Here is an 18,984-nt window from a genome sequence, read left to right on the forward strand (position 1 = left end):
AAACACCAGCTGACTTCGGTGCTTCGCTGGTCGGGACTTCCGCAATCGCCGTACCAAACCAAGACAATCCCGGCGTCGTTTTTTGCCTGCCGCGGAAAACACCATGATTTGCAGATCCGATTGCCGCAAAAAAGGTCTCATGCGGTGACCGATGCAATGCGAAGATGTGAAAGGATTGCTAAACGTTGCAGCAACCATGCTTGTAATTCGTGCATTTCGATCGCCACAGCAAGCGTTGTCCGGTATGCGATGGATTGGGTCGGACAGCGGCACACCAGCAACAACCGTGACTGGGGAATTCGTTAGAATTGTCCCTGCCCCATTCCCCACGCTCGGAGACCACCATGATTTCCCGCAAGACCCTGTGTTCCATCACGGCCACTTGGCTGTGTGGAGTTGTGTTGCTCGCACCGCAATCAACGCGGGCACAAACCGCCGAGAAACTTTCCACCAAGTATGTCCCCGACGATGCCGTCGCCGCAGCCTACCTTTCGCCGCGACAAATCCTCACCTCACCCGAGTGGGAACTGGCGCCCATCGAAGTCGCCCAAGCCGCGGGATTGCAATACGTCGGTGTCGACCCGCTAAACATCGACGACATCAAAGTCGTGGTCGGGATGCCAGGCCCGATGGGCCCCCAGGCGGGCGCGGCAATCGAATTGAACACCGACTTCACGATCGATCAACTCAACCCGATGATCTTGAATGAGTTCGACGCCAAGGAAGTCGACGGGCTGGAGGTCTATGAGAGTCGCCGACCGCCGATCGTGCGTCTGCATCAAGCCGGACCACGCACCATTCTGGTCGGCTCTGGCGGATATCTGACAAAGATGTTGGCTGCCGGCGAAGACGGCACGGGTCAAGTCCCCAGTTTGGCGTCGCGGATCACGCGGCGAGACGGTGTGACCTTGCTGGCCGGCATGCAACAAATCCGCCCGTTGGTGACGGGGCTGCTGCGACAGAATGCCGGTCAACTTCCTCCGCCACTTCGCGACTTGACGGAATTCGCCGAGTACGCCGATGCACTGTACATCAACATCGACTACGCCCCGATGTCCGGCTCGCTAATGATTTCGGCGGTCGGTCGCGATGAAGACTCCGCTGCCAAACTGGAAAACGTCTTGAACCAGGCGATCGATTTCGGCCGCATGATGGCGACCAGCGAAATGATGAAGAACATCCAAGGCCAAGATCCGGTCAACCAGGCGATGGCGAAATACATCGAACGCCTGGGCACGCAGGTCGCTGCCATGGTGCGGCCCGAGCGAAGCGGAAAGATCGTGACCGTCAGACTCTCGGGCAACGTCGGCACCACCGGCGTCCTGGTCGGATTGCTGTTGCCAGCCGTCCAAGCCTCCCGCGAAGCGGCCCGACGCATGCAAGCCAGCAATGAACTCAAACAAATCGGACTGGCAATGCACAATTACCACGCGACCTACAACACGTTTCCCGATCGCGCGATCCGTGACGACAACGGTAATCCTCTGCTCAGTTGGCGCGTCGCAATCCTGCCCTACATCGAACAACAGCAACTCTATGAACAGTTCCATCTGGATGAACCCTGGGACAGCCCCCACAACCGCCAACTGATCGAGCAAATGCCTCGAACCTATGGCGACCCCAGTGCGATCGTGCCTCCCGGACACACCGTGTTCCAGGTACCTCAAGGAGAAGGCATGATGTTCGAAGATTCCGGGCAGATCAGGATGCGTGACATCACCGACGGCACGTCCAACACCATCATGGCGATCGAAAGCAGTGCCCAAGCGGCGGTGCCGTGGACAAAACCTGCGGATCTGCAGATCGATCCATCCGATCCGCTCGCGAAAATGGGCGACAACCGCCCCGGTGGTTTTCACGTGCTGATGGGTGACGGAGCCGTCCGATTCATCGCCAATTCCATCGATCCCGAAGTCTTCAAGAAACTGCTGACGCGGGCCGGCAGCGAACCGGTTAATTTTTAATTACTCGTCTTTTTGGCGGATCGCAACAGCCAGCGTCTCACCCGAGCACGGACGCTCGGCCGGCCCGACGTAGCTACCTTCGCCAGAAGGTGGATACCCGTGTTTTCCACGCTCTGGCGAGCGTAGCTACGTTGTAACGCGCCCGGTTGATACGCCGGACGCCCGTGCGAACCCTCTCATTGATTCCTCCCCGACAAAACGTTTTCAAATGACTCGCCCCCTCGCCGTTTGCTTCTCCCTCCTTTGCCTTTCAACCCTGGCGTCCGCCGCGCCGCCCCGACCGAACATCCTTTGGCTGTCGTGTGAAGACATCAGCCCGCACCTCGGGTGCTATGGGGACGAGCATGCGATCACGCCTAACCTGGACCAACTCGCCGACGAAGGTGTCCGCTACAGCCATGCGTTCACAACCGCCGGAGTTTGTGCGCCGTGCCGCAGCGGGATCATCACAGGGATGTACCAGACGACACTCGGGACGCACCACATGCGTTGCACGGCCACGCTGCCCGATGGGATCCATCCGTTCCCAAAATTCCTGCGCGACGCCGGGTACTTCTGCACCAACAATTCCAAGCAGGACTACCAATTCAAAACGCCCGCCGACACATGGGATGTTTCATCCGGCAAGGCCCATTGGCGTGACCGCGGCGATGATGACACGCCCTTCTTCGCCGTGTTCAACTTCACCGGCTGCCATGAATCGGGCATCGCACGAAAAAGCAAGTATCTGGATGTGACCGAGGTGTTGACCGACGACCAACGTCAAGATCCCGCGAAATTGCAACTGCCGCCCTACTACTGCGACACAACGATCACGCGCGAGGATTGGAAACGCAACTACGAATTGATCACGGCCATGGACCATTGGGCCGGCGGGTTGATTCAGCAGCTCAAGGACGACGGCCTGTACGAAAACACGATCATCATGTTCTGGTCCGATCACGGCGTCGGATTACCACGAGCTAAACGCTGGCTGTACGAATCAGGCACACACATCCCGCTGATCGTTCGCATTCCAGCGGCGTATCGTGTCGACGACCAGGGAACTCCGGGGACCGTTTGCGACGACCTGGTCAGCTCGATCGATTTCGGACCAACCGTCTTGAATCTCGCCGGTCTCGACCTGCCCTCGTACGTTCAAGGACAATCGTTTCTGGGAAGCGATCTGCCGGCGCCCAGGCAATATGTGTTCGGCGCACGCGACCGCATGGACGAACGCTACGACATCATTCGAATGGTTCGCGACAAACGTTTCCGTTATCTCCGCAACTTTGAACCGCTGAAAAGCTATTACCAATACATCAACACCTGCGAAAAAGGCGCCACGATGCGCGAGCTGAGACGGTTACATGACGCGGGTCAATTGCCGCCGGCGGCCGAATACTATTTCTCGCCCACCAAACCGGTCGAAGAGCTCTACGATTGCGAAGCCGATCCGCACGAAATCCACAACTTGGCCGACGACGATGCCTACGCGGATGTGTTGAAACGGATGCGTGATGCACAAACCCGGTGGATCGCCGACACGGGGGACCTGGGATTGATCCCCGAAGCGATCCTTGCCGAGCGAGCCGAATCGTTGGGAAGCGAATACGCAGTCCTGCGACAGGTCGATGCGGATCGATACAACAAACGGCTTGGTGAGATCGCGGTCGCCGCTTCAAGCGGTCCGTCGGCCTTGAAAACGCTGGTCGATGCCGCCGAAGACGGCGACAGCGCCATCCGATATTGGGCGGCGACGGGGATCGGCAACCTGGGCACGGTCGCAAAACAAGCCGCCTTCGAATCGATGACGCAGTTGCTGGCCGATGATTCGTCGGCCGTCCGCACCGCGGCGGCCCGGGCGTTGTGCCGAATGGAATTGCCCGAGGCAGCGCTGCCGGTCTTGATCCACGAGATGACCACCGGTGCCCAGTGGGAACGGTTGCAGGCGGCCATCGTGCTCGATGAAATCGATGAACAGGCGCTGCCGGTGATCGACCAGATGCGGCAGGGATTGCAGTACCAAAAAGGCTTCAATTCCGACGGCAAGTACCGCGTCCGCGTGACCAACCGCGCCCTCAACGAACTTGAGGGAACGAATAACGTCGTGGATTGATGCGGGGAGCGAATTGGCAGAATGATTCGGGGCAGAATGATGGGCAGCCTCGGTGAGAAACGCTGAGTGACATCGCAAAAAAGAAACCCACGGATGGCAAAGCGTACCCACGGATGTCATTCAGCCGGGAATCCGTGGGTACGCTTTGCCATCCGTGGGCCAATTCAGCCTGATCTCCGAAGCCGGTCCTCTCGCGGAATCCCGATTCCCCTCCGTTGCTACTTCGATCCAGCAAACGCGTCCAATTCACTCAGCTTCAAACGCACGCTCAAGATGTAGGGCTGTTCGCCCTTGGTCCAATGACCGTAGGTGGTTGTGACGATCGTGTCGTCCGGCAACACTTCGACGCCGGGATACGCCGTGTCGGCGCCTTTCGTGTTGTCGCCCAACCGCACGAAGTACTGGCCGTCACGCCCGCCCACCAAATCGTCCCAGCTGCCGACCCAACCGACCCAATCGCCTTCGAACGGGCGATGCTTTCGGTCTTGCATGGGTGACTGGCAACGATAGCTGATGAACAATCGACCGTCCGCGGTGTACTTTCCGGTGTGGCGATCGCCGGTCAACGCGAGTGGCAATTCCTGCGGCGCCGACCACGATTTTCCTTCGTCATCGGAAAAGATGATGTGGGAATTCTTGCGCCGCGCGTTTTCTCGCAGCAGCACGGCCAGCCGTTTCCCATCGGGCGACCGGATGCAACCGGGTTCGCACAGATGAACGTCGCTCGACTGATACACCGATTCCGGGGTGGACCAAGTCAAACCGCCATCGGTCGAGCGCGTTTGATACAGCGTGAAAACACCGGTTCGTTTTCCATTCTCCGTGAAGAACCGCCCGTCGTCGTGGAACATCGCCAGGTAGTGCCCCTTTCCCGTCCGCAACGCTTCGACGAAGCCCATCACGACAATCCCGCCCCAGTCGCCGACGGGCTTCAGCGGGCTCCAATCCAAACCGTCGTTTTCCGAAACCGCCAGGCGAGCCGGATAGAGCCCCGACCACATGATGATGCGTTTGGTGCCGTCGGGACCGATCACGCGGTGAAGTGTGGGCACTTCCCTGGACGTCGACCAATTGTCGGGCGTGGGCAAACGATCGCTCCATGTCCGTCCGCCGTCGTCGCTGCGTCTGTAAACGATGCCGCCGCGGCCATGCCCTTTCGGATACACGCACAACATCGTCTTGCCGTCTTCCAACAAACACGTCGTCGGATGGCCGAGGTATTGTCCGGCTTCGCGATCAACGATCACTTGGCGGCCGGTATCATCACTCAAATCGATCGTCGAAAGGGATGTTGCGTCGTCGGATGAGGCGGGCTGCAAGAACCCATGTGACACGAGGAACCGATCCAAGTGGCGGATCGTTGATTCGTAGCTTGAATTATCACCGCGACCATAGTTAAAAAAACCGTGTCCTTGGCCATCGAATCCGACCAGTTCGCAATCACCGCCGGCCTTTTCGATCGCCTGACAGAACGCTTCGACCGTCCAATAGGGGACCGTGGAGTCGGCTTTGCCATGGAAGATGATCGCCGGCGGCGTTTCCGAGCCGACGTGATGGATCGGCGAGAGAGCTTTGGGGTCGGTGCCCATCCGTTCGGGAAGGCCGGCAACTTTTTCCGGATCCAGCGGCGGCCGATCGTCGATCCCGGCCAACACGACGGCCGGATTGAACAGCGCCAACGCGGCGGGCCGACTGCTGACCGAGCTATTTTCGCCGGATTCATCAAGCCCCTCGATCACGCCGGTGCATGCCGCCACGTGGCCTCCCGCCGAGCCTCCGCCGGCGACGACCCGATTCGGGTCGATGCCCAATCGATCCGCCTGCTCGCGGATCCAGCGGACCGCCGATTTTCCGTCGGCGACACACTGGACCGCCTTGGTCCCTTGGCGTTCCAACACGCGGTAGTCTGCCGTCATCGCGACCATGCCGCGCGACGCCAGGTACTTGCAGTGCTCAGTGAACTGGTTCGGCGTTCCGCTCTTCCAGCCGCCGCCGAAGAAAAACACGATGGCCGAACGCCGATCGCTCGGCTTGTGGTCGTGTGGCCGGAACACGTACAGATTCAATGAAACCGCTTGCCCCTCGGCATCCTCCGTGGTTTTGTAGACTTCGACGGAAGCACCGGCGCGGCGCATCTTGGATTCGGTGTCTTGATCCTGGGCCCAAAGGCGGGGGACAGGAATTAGTGCAAGTGTGATCAGTGCTAGTGTGATCGGGGCGAATCGAACACGCGATTGGTGGGACATGTGGGCTGCCAAAGGGAAGAAAAACGGGGAAGGTGCGTTGAACACGCGTGGGGTGGGAATGGTTTAAAGTATAGCCCCGCCTGCTGTCCCGTGTTCCCACGCACTCCCCACACCCACCCACGCAACCCTCCATGATTCGATTGACTCGATGCTACTTCTCGGCGTTGTTGCTCTCACCGCTTCTTGCATTGCTGACCAGTTCCGTCGCCCTCGCGGAAAACGACAACCCGGTTGGCGATGCGGTTGCCGGCGACGGCATTGATTTTTCCAGTGCCGATTTCTGGGAGACGATCGACGGAAAACCGGTCGGCGAAAGTTGGGAGTTTTCCGACGGAGAGGTCCGACTGGTCAACCCACGGGGCGGCAATGGCAGTCTGATCAGCCGGCCGCTTCCGCCAAACTTTGAACTGTCATGGGAATGGAATATTCAAGAGAAAACGAACACGGGATTGAAGTACCGCGTTCGCAAGTTCGGAAAAGCGTTGTTCAGCAACAGCTTCTTGGGAATCGAGTACCAGATCATCGACGACGCTCCGACCAAGCTGGACAAAGGCAGCACGGCGTCGATCTATGATTTGGTCGCACCAGCGGGTGAAAAAACGCTGCATCCGATCGGCCAGTGGAATCAGGCGCGCGTGGTCGCCAGGGGGAACCGATTGGAGCATTACCTGAACGGCCACCTGGTTGCCTCGGCCACGACGACCGGCCCCAGCTGGGACAAGACGATCGCGCTGAGCAAATTCTATGGTGCGAAGGACTTCGGCAGCCCCAAGGCCGGTGACCGCATCATGCTGACCGATCACGGCGGCAAAGCGTCGTACCGCAAGTTTCAGTTTGCCGCCCTGGAGGTCGATGCGGCTGACATCGAACCGCCGGCCGCATCGGGCCCGTTCCTCGGCAACGCGATGCGGAACAGTTGGGCGGACCAGGATTCCATCGTGATCTGGACCCGCACGACCGCGCGCCCCGATTTCGTCGCCGATGGCTTGGAGTTCGTTTCGATTTCGACCAAAGCGGCGTCCAAACTGTCCAAAGAAACCGATCCCGAAAAGCTGCTCGGTGCACAACTTCCCGAAGACGTAACGTTGTCGCAAATGTTGGGAGCGTGTCCCGGAGCGCCAGGTCGCGTTCGGCTGATGTACTTTCCCGGCAAACAACGCTATGCCACCAAGACCACCGATTGGATCACGACGGGACCGGACAGTGATTTCACGGCCCAGTGGAAACTCGAGGAACTAAAACCGGACACCCAATACGCCGCCATCATCGAAGCCCAATCACTCGACCGCGACGAAACCACAGCGGTCGTCCGCGGTGCGTTTCGCACTGCACCCAAGGTCAATGCGAAAAAGGACGTCAAGTTTTGCATCACGACCTGCCATGACTTCATCCGCCGCGACGACGGCATGAAGGGGCACAAGATCTATCCGGTGATGACCGAGATGCAGCCGGATTTCATCGTCCACGCCGGCGACATCGAGTACTACGACAAACCCGACCCCTGGGCAATGACGATTGAATTGATGCGTTTCAAATGGGGCCGGATCTTTGCCCTGCCCAGCAATCGTGACTTTTACAGCCGGACCACCAGCTACTTTTTAAAGGACGACCACGACACGTTGAAGAATGACTGCTGGGCGGGCCAAAGCTACGGCTCGGTCAGTTTCGAACAGGGCGTCCGGCTGTTCAACGAGGAACAATTCCCGTCGCTGAAGCCACGTTACACCAACGTCCGCTGGGGCCGCGATCTGGAGGTCTGGTTCCTGGAGGGACGTGACTACCGCAGCCCCAATTCGATGCCCGATGGACCGGAGAAAACAATCTTGGGGGAAGAGCAGAAAGCCTGGTTGTTCAAGACCCTGGAGGAATCGACGGCGAAATTCAAAGTGATCTGCAGCCCGACGCCGGTCGTCGGCCCCGACCGCGCGAACAAGAAAGACAATCACGCCAACGAGATTTTTGCGCACGAAGGCGACCAGATCCGGGCCAAGCTGGCGACGATCGACAACGTGATCGTGTTGTGCGGCGACCGTCATTGGCAATACGCGTCCTTTGATTCCGACGCCGATCTCTGGGAGTTCGGCTGTGGCCCGGGAAGCGAGAAACATCAATTGGGCTGGAAACCGGGCGACGAGCGTCCACAGCACCGATTCCTACGCGTCGCCGGCGGATTCCTGTCCGGCGAATTGAACTACACCGGCGAGGAAAAACAACCGCGATTGACCCTCCGCCACCACAAGGTCGACGGAGAAACCGTCAGCGAGTTCCACTTCCCGATCGAAGGGGACGGGGGTGAATGGCACGGGGATAAGCCGATACGCTGAGCCGTAGGCGCTAGCCTCGGGCCCTACCGCCGTGTTATAGGCGCATCAACGCCCGCGGCTAGCGCCGTCGGCTCACTAAGCCCGTGCCATTTGGGACGGGGGTTCATTCGTGTTTTCAACCTCCGTCCCCTTTTTCGTCAGGCGTCCAGGCGTTCGCGGATGAAGGTCGGGTTGGGGGTACCGCTGCCTTTGCGATCACAGCGAAAGAACTCCGAGACGTAACGAACCGGTGTCTTCTTCTCCGGGACCTTGAAGCGGTCGCCTTTTTGCAACACGGGGCGTGTTTCGTCCATGCGTCCGAACTGGCGGGTTCCGGCGGCCTGACAGGGATACCAGTGCCCGTTGCCGTCGGCGTCCTCCAGATAGAACTCGGGGTAGCAGTGATCGGGGATCCAGACGACCCGCGCGGGAATTTTTAGGTTGCGACAGATCGCCACGAACAAACTGGTCATTTCCTCGCAGTCGCCCTTGCCCTCTTTCAAGGCGACCGAGGCGTTTTTCAAGTCGCCTTCGACATACTGCACTTTGTCGCGGACGTAGTCATAGGCGAGTTCGACACGGTGCCAATCGCTGTCGGCATCCATCTGCTCGACTTCTTGGGCGGCTTCGCGGATGGATCGGTGCGAAGCGTCGATGAAGGGACTGTTTCCGGCGTAGAGCCTCAGGTCCCGCGACAGTCGTTTGGGGATCACCAGGGTCGAGGTATCGTCCGGGGGCAGAATCCGCGACCGCTGGATATCGACTTCGATCGTGAACTCGGCCGTCGATCCGGCGGTGACCCGGGGCATCTGCAGGACCACTTGTTTGGTCCCACCGCCGAGCTCACGGATCTCCCAACGCGAAACATGGGGAGTGATGTTCTGTTTTCGCACCGTGACGGTCTGTTCGGGCCAATCGGTGGGGATCGGAAACGTCGCCAACACGTTCGTGCAGGTCACCGGTGTGGTCAGCACCAGTCCGATCCGCCAGTGCGTGATCGGCTGGTCTTCGTAGACGAGTGATTGAGCGTTCGCCCGCGGCATTGCGGCAAGCTCGACCGAGCCGATCGCGGCGGCGCTCAAGACCAACGACTTCTTCATCCATTGTCGTCGCAGAATCGATTCGTCAGTTCGCATTTTAATGCCGGCAAGAAGGTACGATGAGGTGGAATCGGTTTCGGTGATCGGCTTATGCCAGCCCGAATCGTGAACGAGGAGTCATGCATCGCCCCTCGCTCACGCGTCGCGTCTGGCACGAGCGCGTTGTCATGCCGATCGTCCCGGTGACATCCGCTACCACGCTACTGAATCATATGACTGATATAGCGTACACGGAACTCTGAGCCATAAAATGCACGAAACGCAAACGTGTGAGCATCCCCGTGCCCGTCTCACCCGCTTGCGTTTCGTGCGATTGTCGCTGGTGTCAGTTGACCGCTCGGGCACCGGGCGGAAGCGGATCTTCGTAAACGATCCGATTGCCGTCTTCGTCCACACGGTATCCGAGATCGGGATAGCCCATGTAGTTCGTCCGATAGCCTTGGGCGTCGGTGGGGGCGGGTTGCCAAACGCCGCTGTAGGGTTGAACGTAGCCTTGCCCGTCGACGATTCCGCCGGCGGCGTATCCGGATCCACAGCAGTAGGGATCGGCCGGATAGGCCCTCATCGTCTGCCCCGCCGGGGCATAACCGGTGGCACAGGGATTCGGGTTACAGCCGTAGACGCTCGCCTGAGGCGCATAGCGAGGCTGTGCGGGCAGCGGTTGGTTGCACGTCGGCTGAGCCGCCTGCGGAGCGGCTTGTCGACGAAACGGCGTGGGCAATCGTGTGCACGTCCCGCACTGTGCTCCGCGACCGAAAAAGAAGTTTCGGAACGGAGTGCAGCCGGAAGTCGTCGTTACGACAACGGCGGTCATTACGACTAGAATAAAACGATTGTTCATTGGAGTTTCCGCGATTGGCACAGGGAGCGTATTCGTTGGCCTCGAATCGAGAACCACACAAAACTAGGACGCTGTGAATGATGTGCAAACGCAACATCGTTTTTTTTCTGCAACAATTTGTTGCGTCTGATCAGACGCTCGGTCTCACCCACCCGCCTTTGATCCCACCTCAAGCCAGATGATGCGGATGTTCCCGTCAATCCGAATGTTCGTGTTGCTCGTGTGTCTTGCCTCGACCGCACTGTGCGTCGATGCGTTTGTCGTCCGAGCCGACGTCCCCACCCATGGCGCTGTGGCAGCGGTTGAGACCCTGTCCACGGATTCTGATGCCCCGTCCACGGATGACGGGGCGACACCGGATCAACCCGCCGCGATACCCACGTTGACGTCAACGTGCGATCACGACTGCTCCGCTGCGGCCGATTTCATCGCCGACGACAACGTGTGCGTTTGCGAATCCGACCGTGTGTTTCTCGTCTCGACACGTCACCTGACCGCCAACGCATGCTGCGCCCCGTTGGTCGACATTCCGTTTCGAATCTGGCGAATCGATTCGGGTTCCCCCTGCGAGATCCAGCACGGTGATTATTTGGCGTCTCTCTCGCCGGATCGCCCCGTCGTGTTTTATATCCATGGCAATCGAATGCCTGCCACCGACGTCGTCTCACGATCGACAATGATCCGCAACCGGATCCGAATGCGAGGCGGCCGCGGCGGGATCGACTGGATGATCTACAGTTGGCCCAGCGAGAAAGAGACGATCGGCGTCAAGGATTTTCGGCTCAAGGCCGACCGCTGTGACGCGCAAGGGTTGTACTTGGCTTCGTTCTTGCGTCAGCACGCCCAGGCCTCGATTCCGATGGCGATGATCGGGTACAGCTTTGGGGCGCGGGTCGCCACCGGAGCACTTCATGCAATGGCCGGAGGAAAACTTTCCGGGCGAGCCTTGCCCGACCCACCGTTGGTCGGTGCGAACGTGCGCGTCGGTTTGGTCGCCCCCGCAATCGAATCGAAATGGCTGGGCGGCAACGGGTACCACCGGTGTGCGACCAAGAACATGGACGAGCTGGTGCTGCTGTACAACCGTCGCGATGTGGTGCTGAAACGCTATTGGTTGCTCGAAAAGATCCGTCGCGACACCGCGTTGGGTTACAGCGGGCCGACGACCTTTGCGTCGCGTGTCGATGGAACGCGGTTACCGGTTCGATCACGCGACTGTGCCTCAATCGTCAAGCTGCGACACTCGGAGATCGACTACTACCAGGGCGGATGCAATGCCGGAATCGATATGGCGAGACTGATCAATGGAATCCGATCCATCAGCTTCTGATTCCGATCGCCCCCAGGTGCCCCGTGCCGTGCGTCTGGCCTATCACAACGGCCAATGGATTCCCGGCGACAAGCTCTGTATCCCGATGCGGGATCCGGCGGTGACCCAGGCGGTGACGGCCGTCGAACGCGTCCGCGTCTACAACGGTCGGCTGTTCCAGATCGACCGACACCTCGACCGCTGGCAACACACCACCGACGCCCTGGCGATCACGGGGCTGCCGTCCCGCCAGGAACTTGCGGAGCAGATCGACGAAGTGATTCGGCGGAACGACGCTTGGCTGCAGACTCAAAACGAGTTCGGCGTCCTCTGGTTCGCGTCCCCCGGCATCGCCGGATCACCGACCCTGGTGATCGATCTGTACCCGATCGATTCGGCCTTGATGCAGCGGCGGATCAATTCCGGCAGCCCGCTGATCGTCACGTCGGTCCGGCAGCCTTCCGCCGAGTGCTGGCCACGAAACATCAAGGTCCGCTGTCGGTTGCACTACTACTTGGCCGATCGAGAGGCCACGCGACAGAACCCCGGGTCGCTCGGTATCCTCCTGGATAGCGACGGTTCGATCACCGAAACCAGCATCGCCAATGTGCTGATCGTCCATGCCGGCGAGGTGGTTTCGCCTCCCGACGATCAAGTCTTGCAGGGCGTCTCGCGGGATGTCGTGCGTGAATTGTGCGATGCGTTGGACATTCCGTGGCGAGAGCGGCGGATTTATCCCGACGAGTTGCGTGCCGCGGACGAAGTGCTGTTGACCGGCACCAGTTGCGGACTCTGGTTCGCCAACTCGATCGACGGATCCCCGCTGCGATCCGCCGGCCCGGTCTATCAACGGCTCCGAGCGGGCTTTGACGCTTTGGTGGCCGATCACTGACCCTGGCTGGATGATCGCGTCGAAGCCGTCAGTGGTGAAAAGCCTGCGTTCAGAGTCGCGAAAAAGATCTTTTTCTTGGGCGATCTCGCGCAGGAACCCCAGCCGAGCCGGTTAGTCATTGCTGAACGCGTCCGCCATCGTGTCGGACGCCAACCGTCTCAGCCAGTCCGCTGGCCAGCCAATCGGAGAGCAATTCATGTCCATCAAGCGAAATCGGATTTCCAAGGGAATCTTGGGGCTGATCATCACCGTCGGAATCGTCGTCGGGTCGGCATCCAACGTGTCCGCCCAAACTTTTTTCGACCTTGATCAGGAATTGGATGTTACAAACGACGGCATCGCGTCGCTGGACTACCTGCGGTACGACGGTCGTGGCCGCGAAACGTACCTTCGATCGCTTGAAACTCCGTTGAATTCGATCCGTCCGGGGATGGGGACCCTGCTGTGGATGGCAGCAGAGATTGATTGGACGGCAGATTTCTTCGTACTTGATCAGGGGCCAAATTAGTCCCTTCCGCCGAAATCATTCAAACGAAATCCAGGGGCGAGAAGGCCCGGCACGTCCTTGATGGTTACAATGGCCGCTTGGGTTCCACACACCTCCATTGGCCAGAAAATCAAATGGGTTTGCGACTGTTTTCCATCGGGCTGATCGTCTGGATCGTCTCCTGCCATACCGCGGGGATCGCCGCCGAACGCGCTGAGACTGGACGCATTGATTTTGCGCGAGACGTTTATCCGATCTTGGAAACGTACTGCGTCGGATGCCACAGCGCCGATGATCCCCAAGGCGGTTTGGTGATGGATTCCTACACCGGACTGGCCAAGGGTGGCGATTCCGGATTGGCCGTCACGCCGGGCGTTCCTGCCAGCAGCCGGTTGTTGTTGATGATCACCGGCAAACTGGAACCGGTGATGCCGCCCGACGACGCCGAGGGGCCCGACGAAGACGAACTGGACGTGCTGTCGCGTTGGATCGAACAGGGCGCGGCCGGCCCCGAAGGCGACCTGCCGATCCGGCGCACGCTTCGCACCCCGTCGATCGAACCTTCCCCCTCAGTCGCCGCCCCGGTCACTGCGATCGCCGTTTCGAACGACGGCCGATCATCCGCGCGTGCGATGTTTGGTCGCATTGAAGTGTTGAAGGATGAAAACGTCACAGCGGAGATCCGCGACCAACAGCTGGGCAAAATCAACTCACTCGCCTTCTCTTCGGACGCCCAACGACTGTTGGTCGCGTCGGGGCTGACCGGAGCCTACGGCCGGGCGGCGATCTATGACACAGGATCAGGTGATCTGATTCGGGAATTTGTCGGACACAAAGACACGCTCTACGCGGCGGCCTTTTCGCCGGATGAATCGCACTTGGCCACCGCCGGCTACGACCGCACCATCGTGCTGTGGGATGTGGCGACCGGCGAGGTGGTCCGCGAATTGACCGGCCACAACGGCGCGATTTTCGACCTGGCGTTTTCCCCCGACGGCAGCGTGCTGGTCAGTGCCTGCGCCGATGAAACTGTGAAGGTGTGGAACGTCGAAAACGGCATCCGCCTGGACACACTCAGCCAACCCGAGGGCGAGGTGTATGCCGTCGCGATCACGCACGACGGTCGATTCATTGTTGCCGTCAGTGCCGACAATCGTCTGCGCGCATGGCGGCTGCGCTCGACCACTCATCCACGCATCAATCCTCTGGTGGCGACGCGATTTATCGACGAGACGGGAATCGTCAATTTCGCGATCGCGCCGGATGACCGATCACTTGTCGCCATTTCCGAATCGGGAAATGTGAAATTGATTCGCACCGCGGACTGGCAACCCGTCGCGTCGTTGGAAACACTCAATGAAACCGGCACAGACCTGTTCATCACGCCGGACAGCCGGTTTGCAAAGATCGCCTTGATGAACGGTCAAATCGTCGCCCGAAGACTACCGCCGGTCGATTCGATCCAAACGACTCGATCTGGCACCGAGTTACATCGCGTTCTGATGGACCTTGGGGAACCGACGGCACTGGATGAAATCAAACTGCGTGACGCGGTGCGGCAGTCCGGTGTCCCGGTTGCCGGATCCCAAACTCCTGACGGCGAGATCATCGACGTCGATCGCAATGTCACGATCAACGGAACGATCGCGCAAGCCGGCCAAGCTGACCGATATCGTTGGCGGGCCGGCCAGGGCGAGGTCTGGGCGATCGACGCCGACGCTACGTCGGACAGCCGCATCGATCCGATCGTCACCGTACTGGATGACAGCGATCAGCCGGTGCTGAGAGTCCGGTTGCAGGCGGTCCGCGATTCGTACTTCACCTTTCGCGGCAAGGATAGCGACCAAATCAGCGACTTTCGCGTGTTCAATTGGGAGGAAATGAATCTGGGGGAATACCTGTTCGCGGCCGGCGAAGTGACTCGGCTGCAGCTGCATCCCCGTGGGCCCGATTCGGGATTCAACGTCTATCCGGGCGAAGGGAAACGCTGGACGTATTTTGGAACTAGCGGGACCACGCACGCGCTCGGCGAACCGGCCTACATCGTTCGGCCCTTGCCGCCCGGGGCGGAACCGCTGGCCAACGGGTTGCCGGTGTTTGACGTGACGTACGAGAACGACGACGATCCGCAACGCTTGGCCGGTAAGAACAGTCGATTGCTGTTCACCGCTCCCCAAGACGGCCTGTACACGGTTCGCATCGCCGACACCCGCGGCGAAGGTGGCGACGACTACGGATACGCGCTCGCCATTCGACCGGCAGAGCCCGGTTTTCGCCCGTCATCCAAGACGATCTCCAAACCACTGCATCCGGCGACCGGGCGTGAGTTTCAAGTGCAAGTCGATCGGATCGACGGCTACGATGGCCCGGTGACGTTCCAGATCGACGGGTTGCCCGACCGGTTGGTCAGCAACTTTCCTTTAACCATTGAAGCCGGCCAACGATTCGCAACCGGAATGATCTGGGCCGACCCTAACGAAAAGGGATGGGAAGGCGAGATCGAACCGACGCTGACGGCCTGGGCGATGGTCGCCGAGAAACGTGTCGAGCGTAAAGCCGGATCGCCGGGAAAACTGAAATTCGATCCCGGTCCCGCGCAAGTCATCTCGGTGATCAAACCCGCCGGTGCCGAGATCGCCGCCCATGAAAACTGGACGCTGCAGGTGCCTCGTGGCGAAACGGTCTCGGCACGCGTATTGATCCAGCGACGCGAGGGTTTCAAAAACGAAGTCTCGTTCGGCAAAGAACAATCGGGGCGGAACGCCAGCCAGGGCGTTTACGTCGACAACATCGGATTGAACGGATTGTTGATTCTGGCGGGTCAGTCCGATCGCGAGTTCTTCGTCACCGCCGACAAGACGGCCGTCCCCGGAAAACGCTCGTTCTTCCTGACCGCCAACATCGACGGCGGCCTGACCTCACACCCGATCACCGTCGAGGTCTTGCCATAGCCCCCTGTGGGATAATCAGCCAGCGATCGCGCACCTCATCATTCTGCCCTGTATCATTCTGCCCTGTATCATTCTGCCGTAGCTACGCTCGATGCGAGCGTGGAAAGCAGCAGAGATCCACCTTCTGGCGAAGGTAGCTACGTTTACATGGCGATTCACGGGGATTCATTCACAGCGTGGCGTTTTCCAGAGAGGGACACAAGTCCCTTCACGATCTTTCGCCATCGATCAATCGCTACGCCAACACTTCATCCACGATGCGTCCGTGGACGTCGGTCAGGCGGAAGTCGCGTCCGGCGTAGCGGTAGGTCAGGCGTTTGTGGTCTAGCCCCATCAGGCGCAACAGCGTTGCGTGCAGGTCGTGGACGTGCACGCGGTTTTCGACCGCTTGGAAACCGATTTCGTCGGTCGCCCCGACGACGTGTCCGCCTTTGACGCCTCCGCCGGCCATCCACACGGTGAAACCATAGTGGTTGTGGTCGCGGCCGTTCAACTTGCCCTGGTTGGTGCCTTTACGCGGCATCTCGACGACGGGTGTTCGGCCGAATTCACCGCCCCAGATCACGATGGTTTCCTCGAGCAATCCGGTGCGTTTTAAATCCGCCAACAGGGCCGCGATCGGTTGGTCGACTTGACCGGCCAGTCGGCGATGCCCCTTTTCCAAATCATCGTGATTGTCCCAGGGTTGTCCCGCGCCGGTGTAAAGCTGGACGTAGCGGACACCGCGTTCGACCAGACGACGGGCGATCAACGTTTGCCGCGCAAAATCCCCTTCGCCATAGGCGTCGCGAACCGACTGGGGTTCACACGTGATGTCGAACGCATCGGCCGCTTCGCTCTGCATCCGATACGCCAATTCAAACGACTCGATCCGCGACTGCAAGCGTTCATCGTGCTGTCGCGCCGCAGCATGTTGCCGATTCAGGTTTGCCAACAGGTCCAATTGTTGACGTTGGTCCGTTGGCGCCACCAACTCACTGCGGATGTTTTCCAGCAACCGGTCGACCTGACGGTGGCTGGAATCGACATAGGTCGCTTGGTACTTGCCGGGCAAGAAGGCGTTTTGCCAGTTTTGTGATTCTTTGATCGGATAGCCGCCGGGACACATGGTCACGAACGCCGGCAGGTTGTTGTTTTCGCTGCCCAGTCCGTAGGTCAACCAGGATCCGACGCTGGGCCGCACCAACCGCGACTCCCCGGTGTTCATCAACATCAACGACGGTTCATGGTTGGGGACATCGGCGCGCATCGAGTGGATCAGACAGATGTCGTCGATATGCTCGGCCGTCTTGGCGAACAGTTCGCTGACGTGAATCCCTGATTCCCCGTACGGTTTGAACTTGAACGGCGTGCCCAGCACGTTGCCGGTGGGCCGCTCCGTTTTTAACGTTCCCGTCGGCGCGGTTTTGCCGGCATAGCGGTTCAGTTCGGGTTTGTAGTCGAACGTGTCGACCTGGCTGGGGCCCCCGTTCATGAACAGGTGGATGACATGTTTGGCCTTGGCGGGAAAGTGCAATTCGGTGGGCACGGCTTCGCGGGCGAGCAGATCCGAAAGCGCCAGGGATCCCAGTCCGGTGCCGCAGTTGGCCAATAATTGTCGTCGTGTAAGCATCGTGTTCGTGGTGGGGGTCCGAGTCAAAACAACCAGAATCGCTTTTTCGTGACGTCTTTGCGATTCGGGTCCAGGACTTCGTTGTAGCCGGCTTTGTCGAAACGTTTCAGCAGGTTTTCCGTCCCGTACTTTAATTTGAAATCCATCTCGTTTTGGTACAACGGGATGGCGGCGAGAAAGTAGATCGATTTTTCCTCGGATACTTTCAGCCGAATGAAGTCTTCGTCGGTCGTCGCCGGGAATGTCAACAGCCATCCGATAAAGTTGGTGCTCTCGTCCAGCGGATCGGCCGGATCACCGTTGGGGATCGTGTGACCATCAAACAGCCAGGTTTCGTACTCGTGCGGAAATCGGGCCAGATATTTCAGCCACTGGATCGGCCAATAGTTCGCCGTGTCGCTCAGTGATGGTTCGTCGAGTTTCCAGTCCGGCGGCAAGCAGATCATCAGCTCGGCATACGCCAGCTCTTCGGCACCCTCGGGAGGCGACATCGGGCGATCGCTCATTCCGGACGTGACCAGCGTATGGAACGGCCGCTCGGGTGAGGGTTTCACCCAGTGCACGTCGATGTGCACCAGGTCAGAAATCAGCTCGTGCCAAACGCTTTCCACTTCGCCGATATGTTTTGCGATATGGGCCTCGACGCGTTCGATGTTTTCTCCATCGCCGACCGCCAACTCGAACTCGCGCGATCTGGCTTCATGGCGGTAAACGGTGCTGCCTCCGTCGGTCACTTCATCGGGGATTTCCAGTGGCGGGTAGGGGACTTCGATCGTCTCGCCACAGCCACTGCATTTGGTCTTTTTTCCCGAGTGTGCTTCGCTGGTCTTGTAGCGTTTGGCGCACTTGGGGCACCGGAATTCAACGTCCACCACGGTTCACCGCTCACGTTTGCGTCGATCAATGTGTATTTACGCAACAGTCTAACAGGTTCGCCGGGGTGGGGCCGACGAGGGGCGAGACACTTGGGCGGGTGGGTGACGGGAGCTTTCCGGCGCGTGGAACTCGCCCACGGCTGGTCGATTCAATCAGCCGTATGGCGCGAGTCTAATGCCACCTACTTTCGATCACAAACTGAGCCGTAGGCGCTAGCCTCGGGCCATACAAGTCTCGAAGGGCAATCCAAGGCCCGCGGCTAGCGCCGTCGGCTCATAAAGTAGGTGCCATTGGACGCGAGGTTC

The 18,984-nt window shown here is 59.5% G+C and carries 12 protein-coding genes; 7 read left to right on the forward strand and 5 right to left on the reverse strand.

The genetic code is table 11. From position 1 onward, the window contains the following. The first annotated feature begins 344 nt into the window (after nucleotides 1-344). Together Mal15_RS19385 and Mal15_RS19390 are read left to right on the forward strand one after the other, a co-directional pair. Nucleotides 345-1,964: a DUF1559 domain-containing protein gene (locus Mal15_RS19385; protein ID WP_147869279.1), complete on the forward strand. Its 1,620-nt coding sequence runs from the start codon at nucleotides 345-347 to the stop codon at nucleotides 1,962-1,964. A gap of 208 nt (nucleotides 1,965-2,172) precedes the next feature. Further along, entirely contained in the window at nucleotides 2,173-4,062 is a 1,890-nt protein-coding gene (locus Mal15_RS19390) for a sulfatase-like hydrolase/transferase (protein ID WP_147869280.1), read from the forward strand. A gap of 218 nt (nucleotides 4,063-4,280) precedes the next feature. On the opposite strand, the gene Mal15_RS34145 is transcribed toward Mal15_RS19390, so the two are convergent. Next, entirely contained in the window at nucleotides 4,281-6,308 is a 2,028-nt protein-coding gene (locus Mal15_RS34145) for an alpha/beta hydrolase fold domain-containing protein (RefSeq protein ID WP_167546916.1), read from the reverse strand. A gap of 131 nt (nucleotides 6,309-6,439) precedes the next feature. Here Mal15_RS34145 and Mal15_RS19400 point away from each other — a divergent pair, with 131 nt between their 5' ends. Next, the gene (locus Mal15_RS19400) at nucleotides 6,440-8,632 is read left to right on the forward strand and encodes a family 16 glycoside hydrolase (protein WP_147869281.1); all 2,193 of its coding nucleotides are present in this window, start codon (nucleotides 6,440-6,442) and stop codon (nucleotides 8,630-8,632) included. A 137-nt stretch (nucleotides 8,633-8,769) separates the two neighbouring features. On the opposite strand, the gene Mal15_RS19405 is transcribed toward Mal15_RS19400, so the two are convergent. Both Mal15_RS19405 and Mal15_RS19410 read right to left on the reverse strand, forming a co-directional pair. Continuing rightward, nucleotides 8,770-9,747 carry a transglutaminase-like domain-containing protein gene (locus Mal15_RS19405; protein ID WP_147869282.1) on the reverse strand — a complete coding sequence of 326 codons (978 nt, stop codon included), beginning with the start codon at nucleotides 9,745-9,747 and terminating at the stop codon, nucleotides 8,770-8,772. Between the two features lie 289 nt (nucleotides 9,748-10,036). After that, nucleotides 10,037-10,525: a hypothetical protein gene (locus tag Mal15_RS19410; protein WP_147869283.1), complete on the reverse strand. Its 489-nt coding sequence runs from the start codon at nucleotides 10,523-10,525 to the stop codon at nucleotides 10,037-10,039. 214 nt (nucleotides 10,526-10,739) lie between these two features. Between Mal15_RS19410 and Mal15_RS19415 the strand changes: the two genes are divergently transcribed. The 4 genes from Mal15_RS19415 to Mal15_RS19430 all read left to right on the forward strand — a co-directional run bounded on the left by Mal15_RS19415 (nucleotide 10,740) and on the right by Mal15_RS19430 (nucleotide 16,191). After that, entirely contained in the window at nucleotides 10,740-11,882 is a 1,143-nt protein-coding gene (locus tag Mal15_RS19415; RefSeq protein WP_167546917.1) for an alpha/beta hydrolase, read from the forward strand. Then, nucleotides 11,857-12,753, forward strand: a complete 897-nt coding sequence (locus tag Mal15_RS19420) for an aminotransferase class IV (protein WP_147869285.1) — start codon at nucleotides 11,857-11,859, stop codon at nucleotides 12,751-12,753. Before Mal15_RS19415 ends, Mal15_RS19420 begins: the two co-directional genes overlap by 26 nt. 196 nt (nucleotides 12,754-12,949) lie before the next feature. Beyond that, nucleotides 12,950-13,261, forward strand: a complete 312-nt coding sequence (locus Mal15_RS19425; RefSeq protein WP_147869286.1) for a hypothetical protein — start codon at nucleotides 12,950-12,952, stop codon at nucleotides 13,259-13,261. 113 nt (nucleotides 13,262-13,374) lie between these two features. Next, nucleotides 13,375-16,191: a c-type cytochrome domain-containing protein gene (locus Mal15_RS19430; protein WP_147869287.1), complete on the forward strand. Its 2,817-nt coding sequence runs from the start codon at nucleotides 13,375-13,377 to the stop codon at nucleotides 16,189-16,191. Nucleotides 16,192-16,426: 235 nt separating this feature from the next. Here Mal15_RS19430 and Mal15_RS19435 read toward each other — a convergent pair whose 3' ends face one another. Next, entirely contained in the window at nucleotides 16,427-17,803 is a 1,377-nt protein-coding gene (locus tag Mal15_RS19435) for a DUF1501 domain-containing protein (protein WP_147869288.1), read from the reverse strand. A 23-nt stretch (nucleotides 17,804-17,826) separates the two neighbouring features. Then, entirely contained in the window at nucleotides 17,827-18,678 is an 852-nt protein-coding gene (locus Mal15_RS19440) for a suppressor of fused domain protein (protein ID WP_199773691.1), read from the reverse strand. Nucleotides 18,679-18,984 lie beyond the last annotated feature (306 nt).

The sequence above is a fragment of the Stieleria maiorica genome (assembly GCF_008035925.1).
Taxonomy (GTDB): Bacteria; Planctomycetota; Planctomycetia; order Pirellulales; family Pirellulaceae; genus Stieleria; species Stieleria maiorica.

What these genes read in the sequence shown, in the direction of transcription:
- Mal15_RS19385 (WP_147869279.1), top strand. Translation starts at nt 345, where the DNA reads ATGATTTCCCGCAAGACCCTGTGTTCCATCACGGCCACTTGGCTGTGT.
- Mal15_RS19390 (WP_147869280.1), top strand. Translation starts at nt 2,173, where the DNA reads ATGACTCGCCCCCTCGCCGTTTGCTTCTCCCTCCTTTGCCTTTCAACC.
- Mal15_RS34145 (WP_167546916.1), bottom strand. Translation starts at nt 6,308, where the DNA reads ATGTCCCACCAATCGCGTGTTCGATTCGCCCCGATCACACTAGCACTG.
- Mal15_RS19400 (WP_147869281.1), top strand. Translation starts at nt 6,440, where the DNA reads ATGATTCGATTGACTCGATGCTACTTCTCGGCGTTGTTGCTCTCACCG.
- Mal15_RS19405 (WP_147869282.1), bottom strand. Translation starts at nt 9,747, where the DNA reads ATGCGAACTGACGAATCGATTCTGCGACGACAATGGATGAAGAAGTCG.
- Mal15_RS19410 (WP_147869283.1), bottom strand. Translation starts at nt 10,525, where the DNA reads ATGACCGCCGTTGTCGTAACGACGACTTCCGGCTGCACTCCGTTCCGA.
- Mal15_RS19415 (WP_167546917.1), top strand. Translation starts at nt 10,740, where the DNA reads ATGTTCCCGTCAATCCGAATGTTCGTGTTGCTCGTGTGTCTTGCCTCG.
- Mal15_RS19420 (WP_147869285.1), top strand. Translation starts at nt 11,857, where the DNA reads ATGGAATCCGATCCATCAGCTTCTGATTCCGATCGCCCCCAGGTGCCC.
- Mal15_RS19425 (WP_147869286.1), top strand. Translation starts at nt 12,950, where the DNA reads ATGTCCATCAAGCGAAATCGGATTTCCAAGGGAATCTTGGGGCTGATC.
- Mal15_RS19430 (WP_147869287.1), top strand. Translation starts at nt 13,375, where the DNA reads ATGGGTTTGCGACTGTTTTCCATCGGGCTGATCGTCTGGATCGTCTCC.
- Mal15_RS19435 (WP_147869288.1), bottom strand. Translation starts at nt 17,803, where the DNA reads ATGCTTACACGACGACAATTATTGGCCAACTGCGGCACCGGACTGGGA.